The sequence below is a fragment of the Pseudoduganella umbonata genome (genome assembly GCF_014192225.1).
GTDB classification, from domain to species: Bacteria; Pseudomonadota; Gammaproteobacteria; order Burkholderiales; family Burkholderiaceae_D; genus Rugamonas; species Rugamonas umbonata.
Genome location: NZ_JACHXS010000023.1, coordinates 1 through 7,065 on the forward strand (window position 1 = coordinate 1; position 7,065 = coordinate 7,065).

The 7,065-nt window shown below is 61.8% G+C and carries 5 protein-coding genes; 2 read left to right on the plus strand and 3 right to left on the minus strand.

The window, feature by feature from the left end; genetic code table 11:
- The coding region (locus FHS02_RS31280; RefSeq protein WP_221403993.1) for a hypothetical protein at nt 1-185 on the plus strand (185 nt) is incomplete at its 5' end.
- 27 nt (nt 186-212) lie between these two features.
- Nucleotides 213-2,318, plus strand: coding sequence for a TonB-dependent receptor family protein (locus tag FHS02_RS31060; protein ID WP_137315068.1), 2,106 nt, complete (start codon nt 213-215; stop codon nt 2,316-2,318).
- On the opposite strand, the gene rtcA is transcribed toward FHS02_RS31060, so the two are convergent.
- Genes rtcA through FHS02_RS31075 form a run of 3 tightly spaced genes read right to left on the minus strand, consistent with a single transcriptional unit; the run spans nt 2,296 to nt 6,646 of the window.
- Nucleotides 2,296-3,333, minus strand: coding sequence for an RNA 3'-terminal phosphate cyclase (gene rtcA, locus FHS02_RS31065; protein ID WP_137315069.1), 1,038 nt, complete (start codon nt 3,331-3,333; stop codon nt 2,296-2,298). The two genes, FHS02_RS31060 and rtcA, sit on opposite strands and share 23 nt — an antisense overlap.
- A gap of 4 nt (nt 3,334-3,337) precedes the next feature.
- Nucleotides 3,338-4,570, minus strand: coding sequence for an RtcB family protein (locus tag FHS02_RS31070; RefSeq protein WP_137315070.1), 1,233 nt, complete (start codon nt 4,568-4,570; stop codon nt 3,338-3,340).
- A 51-nt stretch (nt 4,571-4,621) separates the two neighbouring features.
- Entirely contained in the window at nt 4,622-6,646 is a 2,025-nt protein-coding gene (locus tag FHS02_RS31075; RefSeq protein WP_137315071.1) for an esterase-like activity of phytase family protein, read from the minus strand.
- Nucleotides 6,647-7,065: the final 419 nt, after the last annotated feature.

Consider the following 7,065-nt stretch of genomic DNA (forward strand, 5'->3'; position numbering starts at 1 on the left):
AGATTATGCGGCGTTTCGTGCATCTCGTCAACCCCTCAGTTTGTATCGCAATGTTGCGTCAGCGATTCAAACTTCCCTGTCGCGCTGTTTCGTTTGCACGGCTACGTTGCGACAGGGACGGAACTATAGCAAACGGTGAACTGCTCCGCAAGGTCAGCGACGCGATTTTTATCGGCAAGGTATAGTAATCGACAACTTATACGAGCTCATCCATGAAATCTCCCACCTTACTGAAGATTTGTGCCGCGCTATGCGCGGCTTATTCCGCAGGCGCCACCGCGGTCGAACCCTTGGCCGATGTTGTCGTCATTACCGCCAGCCGGATCGAACATGCGAGCTTCGAATTGCCGGCAGCAATTGATGTCATCGACTCCAGCCGTATCCGCGATGCGCAATTGCGGGTGAATGCCTCCGAATCCCTGGTGGCAGTACCGGGCCTGGTGGTACAAAACCGCCAGAATTACGCACAGGACCTGCAGATCTCGTCCCGCGGCTTTGGCGCTCGCTCCGCATTTGGCGTACGCGGCGTGCGGCTGATAGCCGACGGCATACCGGCCACCATGCCGGATGGCCAAGGCCAGGCCGCCACATTCAACCTGGACCGTGCACAGCGCATCGAAGTGTTGCGTGGCCCGTTTTCCGCGCTGTACGGGAATCACTCGGGCGGCGTCGTACAACTGTTCACGGAGGACGGCAGAGAGCCGGCGTCGGCTGAAATGTCTGTCATGGCCGGCAGCGACGGCCAGCGCAAGGTCGACCTTAGCACCCAGGGGCGCGACGGCAAGATTGGCTATGTCGTGGACGTATCCCGCTTCGAGACCGACGGCTACCGCGACCACAGTGCGGCCCGCCGCGACCAGCAGTTCGCCAAGCTGACCGTAACGCCCGATTCGCGCAGCAAGCTGACGCTGGTGGCCAGCAGCCTGCGCCAGAAAGATACCGAAGATCCTCTTGGCGTACAGTGGGCAACCTACGAGCGCGATCCGCGCGCAGGCGAGATCGACCCCACCGATACCGAAACACCGAAACGCACCTACGCGGAGCGCTATAACACCCGCAAGAGCATCGACCATCAGCAGGCCGGAGCCAGCTACGATATCTATTTCGGCGAGAATCGCCTGCACCTGATGGCATACGGCGGCAACCGCGAAGTGGTGCAGTACCAGGCCTTCTCGCGCGGCTTCCAGGCCCCGGCAACGCATTCCGGCGGCGTGATCGACTTTGATCGCAACTTCCACGGCGTGGCCATCAACTGGACGGACGTGCGCCGCTTCAACCAGGGCGTGCTACGTACCACCGCCGGCCTGGATTACGACCGCTCGACGGACGATCGCAAGGGCTACGAGAATTTTGCCGGCACGCAGCTCGGCGTGAAAGGCGCGCTTCGCCGAGACGAGGAAGATGTCGTCTCCAACGTGGACCCGTATGTGCAGACTGAATGGCAGAGTGGCCCGTGGCGCCTTACTGCCGGCGTGCGGCACAGCCGGGTAAAGGTCGAGGTCGAAGACCGCTTCGTTGGCAACGGCAACGACAGCGGCGATCTCACATTTACCCGCACCACGCCGGTGGTGGGTGCCCTGTACAAGGTAACGCCTGACCTTAATGTCTACGTCAGCGCTGCACGGGGCTTCGAAACGCCGACGCTGAACGAATTGTTCTACTCCGGTGCGGGCGATGGCTTCAACTACGGGCTGCGTCCCGCACGCAGCGTGCACGTGGAAGCCGGCACCAAGATCCGGCTGACAGGGAACACGCGCGTGGACGCAGCGTTGTTCGAAGTCCGCACGCGCGACGAGGTGGTGGTGGATACCTCCAGCGGCGGCCGCACGAGCTACCGCAACGCCAGCAAGACGCTGCGCCAGGGGATCGAGGTGTCGGTCGATTCATCCTGGACCGGCGGGTTCTCGGCCCGCGCCGCGTTGACCGGCCTGCGTGCCGTCTACGATCAGGCGTTCGGCAATGTAGACAAGGGTAGCCGACTGCCCGGTGTCGCGCGCACCACCGCCTATGGAGAACTGGCCTGGAAGGACGATGCCGGCCGCTATGGCGCGGCGATCGAAGCGCTCGCCAATGGCAAGGTCTATGCCGAGGATACGAACCGTGAAAAAGCTGCGCCGGGGTATGGCCTGCTCAACTTGCGTTTCACCGCCATGCAGCCGCTTGGCGGCTGGCGGCTGAAGGAATTCGTGCGCCTGAACAATCTGCTCGACAAGGACTACGTCGGTTCGGTCATCGTGGGCGATGCGAACAAGCGCTATTACGAAGCGGCGCCGGGCCGCAACTGGCAAGCGGGCTTCAGCGCGCAGTATCTGTTCTGATGCGGCTGACGGTACAGGTGCTGTACCGTTCTCCCGCTTCGAACGTCACGTGCACCGGCAGGAATTGCGCGATCACTTCCGCATTCGTGATCGCATGCTGCGATACGTGGTCGAGCGTATAACTGCCGCCGCCGGCGAGGGCGAGCGGCAGCATCAGCTGGTCGCCCAGGTGTTCCCCCACGGCGGCACCAGACACCAGGTAACGCTTTGCTTCAAGCACCGCGTCGCCGGCCACGTCTTCCGCGCGACGGCGCTTCTCGCCAACCGAGGAAAACACCTCTGTCACATGTTCGCTCTGCAGCACGATCACTAACGCATTACCTGGCCCCTGGTCGTTCGCGAGCGGATGCGAAAACAGCTGGTCGTCCCGCCAGTGCAGCGCCTTGCCGATGTATTCGAGCTCGCGCTGCGCAACCGATAGCGGGATCGCGGCCACGTAGGCTTCGGCACGCCCTTCCTGTAGCTTGCCCCGCTCCGGCAGATGCAATTGGCGCAGCTGCGCACACGGCCAGATAGCGGCGCATACTTCGCCACCGCCGTTCGGATAAAAGCCGAAGCGCTTCAGCTCGAAGTCGACTTGCGCACCCATTGCTTGCAGCAGGCGCACGTAGGCACGCTCGATGAAGTGTGCCGGTGGCGCTTTCGGATTGTGGGTGCCGCCGCTGACCTTTACCACCGATGGGACATCCGCATACAGCAGCGCGGGTATCAGTGTCTGCAATACCAGCGTGGCGCTGCCGGCAGTGCCGATGGCGAATTCGTAGACGCCGCCCTTGATGCAGCGCGGAGTGAAGGACAGTTCGGTGGAGCCCACTTCCGCATGGCTGACATCCGCGTCGCATACTGCTGCGGCAGCCCGCACCGCCATCAGGTGCTGCCGCATCAGGCCCGGCTTGGGCCTGTTGGCGCGGATATTCCGGATCCGGAACGGCTGCCCGGTAATCATCGACAGCGTCAGCGACGAGCGCAGGACCTGCCCGCCGCCTTCGCCTGTTGAGCCATCCAGCTCGATCATCGCATCAGCCCTTCACGCAGACGACCTGCTTCAGCGTATGCACCACTTCGACCAGGTCGCGCTGGGCATGCATCACGGCGTCGATATCCTTGTAGGCCATCGGAATCTCGTCCACCACGCCTTCGTCCTTGCGGCATTCCACGCCCTGGGTTGCGCGCACCTGGTCTTCGCGCGTGAAGCGGCGCTTCGCCTCGCTGCGGCTCATCGTGCGGCCGGCGCCGTGGCTGCAACTGGTGAAGCTGTCTTCGTTGCCCTTGCCGCGCACGATGTAGCTGCGTGCGCCCATGGATCCCGGGATGATGCCCAGTTCGCCGGCCCTGGCCGACACGGCCCCCTTGCGCGTCACCAGGACATCCTGGCCGAAGTGACGCTCCTTCTGTACGTAGTTATGGTGGCAGTTGACGGCTTCCACGTGCGTCTCGAACGGCTTCCTGATAACCGTGCGAACGGCCTTGACCAGGTTCTGCATCATGACCTCGCGGTTCATACGGGCGAATTTCTGCGCCCAGCCTACCGCTTCCACGTAGTCATCGTAATGCTGCGTGCCTTCCTTCAGATACGCGAGATCGCGGTCCGGCAGGTTGGCCAGGTGAGTGCGCATGTCCTGCTGCGCCAATTCGATGAAGTGCGTGCCGATCGCATTGCCGACACCACGCGAACCGGAGTGCAGCATCAGCCATACGGCGCCTTCCTCATCGAGGCAGACTTCAATGAAGTGATTGCCGGTGCCGAGCGTGCCCAGGTGCTTGTAGTTGTTGGTGTGCCGCAGCTTCGGCGTCTTGGCGCAGATTACGTCGAACTCGTCCTTCAGCTGGGACCAGGCAGCGTCGACGGCGGATGGCGGATCCTGCCACGACCCTGCGTCGCGGCCCTTGAAGCCGCGGGTTTTCGGCGACAGGCCATGCGGAATCGCCTTTTCGATCGCGTTGCGCAGTGGCCCCAGGTTGTCCGGCAGGTCGTTGGCGGTCAGCGTAGTCTTGGCGGCCATCATGCCGCAGCCGATGTCGACGCCTACCGCGGCCGGGATGACAGCGCCCAGCGTGGGGATCACGCTGCCGATCGTCGAACCCTTGCCCAGGTGGACATCCGGCATCACGGCGATGTGCTTGTAAATAAAGGGCATCTTTGCCGTGTTCGCCAGTTGCTCTTTCGCTTCCGGCTCTACAGGCACGCCGTGCGTCCACATCTTGACGGGACGGCCGCCCTTCACCTCCATCGTGTCGTAATCTGCGCTCATGCTGGTCTCCTGCCGGCATTATCTGCGATCCGGCAGGAGCGGCGCACACGATCAGTAATTGCTGAGCGGCTTGCCGAACTTCAGGAGCCACAGGCGGCTCGGCCGTTCCGCATCGGTGCCACGTGCCACGCGGATCGCGTTTGCGGCATTACAGCCTGGTGAAGTGCCGGTAACGATCGTGCCGGCGGCGTCGACGCTGCACCTGGTGACGTCGGCATCAGCCAACGCTTCGCCGCCCGGGCCGAATACCCTGGTCCTCAGCCCGAAGTCATTGTCGTTGGCGATTGCCAGCGTGCTGCCATCGACGACGGTGAGGCCTTCGGCCTTCTCGGCCAGCCAGCCGATCGCGTTCAGGTCGAGCAGCTGCGTCTTCTTCAGCGGCACCACCTTGGACCAGTCCGCGCCATTGACGGCCGCGCCGGACATCGAGCTCTTTTCGAGATCGGACGTATCAGCGTTGAACGTGGTGGCAGCAATGTCGGTGGCACTGCCGATTTCAACCAGCATCAGCTTGTTGAATACCTTGCCTGCCGGATCGGCGCCCTGCTCGATGACGATGAACTTGCCATTGCCGAGTGCGACCACGTCGCCCAGTTTCGCATTGCCGGTGCGACCGTCCTGGTAGTCGGCGGCCGCGATCGGGTAGGCGTACATTTTCGTTGCCGCCCCCGTTTTCGGATCGAATTCGACCCACCGGGTAAAGCGCGCGAAACGTTCTACCTGCTCGCTCTTGCCGGTTACTGCATAGATGGCGCTGCCGTCGCTCAGGGGGCTCTGCAGGAAACCATGCAATTTGTCGGTGCCGGTATCCAGCGTCAGGCCTTCCATCCCGCGATTGGCGCGGCGCTTGGTGAAGATTTTCGGCAGGCCGCTACCCGGAGCATATTTGTCCAGGATGATGCCGCTGGCCGCATCGACCTTGACGATAAAGGGGCCGTACTCGTCCGAAATCCACAATACGCTGCGCGCCTTGTCGAACACCACAGCTTCGCTGTCGATACCGTTGGCATCGAATTTCGCTTTGCCGGCGGCATCGAATTTCATGGCATCCATGATCGGAATTTCAGCTGAATTGCCGAGCGAGCCTTCCGGGATCGGCAAGCCGGTGGCATTCACCGAAGCGGATGCCCTGATCGGCATGGCCGAGTTCAGCACCGCCCCGGATTTGCCGACGGTGATCAGGCCTATCGATGGCGCGAACGATGGCGACGGGAAAATCTTGCTGCCCGTCGGTCCGGAACCGCTGAGCGGCTGTACGTTCGGGCCGTCGCCATTCGGTCCCCGATCGGTCAGGCCGTAGAATTCCAGGTCGCCATTGACATTGGTTCCCTTGAAGGCCAAGGACGAGCCATACGATGGCAGGAAGCCCAGCGGGAAGTCTTCCTTCACCTTGCTGTTGCTGCCTTCGTAGGGAATGTGGAATTTACTGTCGGCCTGAATCTGGTAGCGGGTGACGCTGAGCTCCACGGCATTCTGCGTGAATTTTTCGACGGCCGGCATGCCGAGCTTCGATGCCAATGTATCTTCAAAATGCTCCCGGACCAGCATGCGGCGCGCATCATCGATCGTGCGGGCGGCATATTTTGCGCCGGCGGATGCCAGCAGTGTCGTCAACGCCGTATTGAACGATGTCGGGGCCGCAGTGAAGTCGAGACTCTTGCCCGCCAGCGCGGTACGGACATCGCTCGCGATCCTGATGCCATTCGACGGATCGCCGTCTTCGTCCAGTAATTGCAGCGCGAGCAGGCGATTGCTGACCTTGATGTCCTTGACGTCGGCAACGCCGGCCAGCTGCAGCGGGGTAATGGATGCGGCACACGCTGCACTGCCAAGTGAAATGCCGCCGAGCGTGAACGCGACCGAATCGCCGTCAGTGCACGTGAACTCTCCCTTGCTGCCCGTCGTCGCCCGCGCCGCGGTTCCCGCGACATATTCCGCACCCTCGACCGCACCGTCGAGGAACACCCCGCTGATCTGCGGCTTCGCGGGAGAGGTGACGGCTGGCGGATCGTTGTCGCCACCACAGGCGGCAAGTATGACAGCGAGCGATAACAGGGAAAGACGGGGGAGCTTCATGCGGGCCTCTTCGAATGAAAAGGCGCAGTCTATGAGAGTGGCATGACCGGCCAATGACAGGAGTTACCTCAAGATTGACGGCAGCATCGGCGCTTCTTGTTACTAGTGCCAGACTGAGTCGAAAACCGGTGACAGGCACCTATTATTTTGAAACATTTCTCCAAAACTGGTGCCTGTCACCGGTTTTGCGGTCCGAATCCGCAGCGATTACAAACTACGCGGCACAAATGAAAAAAGCCCACCAGAGCGACGTCGGGCAGTGCCCGGCGGAGCACTAAAACCCGGGACCTGGAGCCAAGTCCGCGGCGTATTGCAAAGCATGAAGCACAAATGAAAAAAGCCCACCAGATCACTGGTGGGCTTTTCTCGGTATAACAGCCTGACGATAACCTACTTTCACACTGGTTGCAGCACTATCA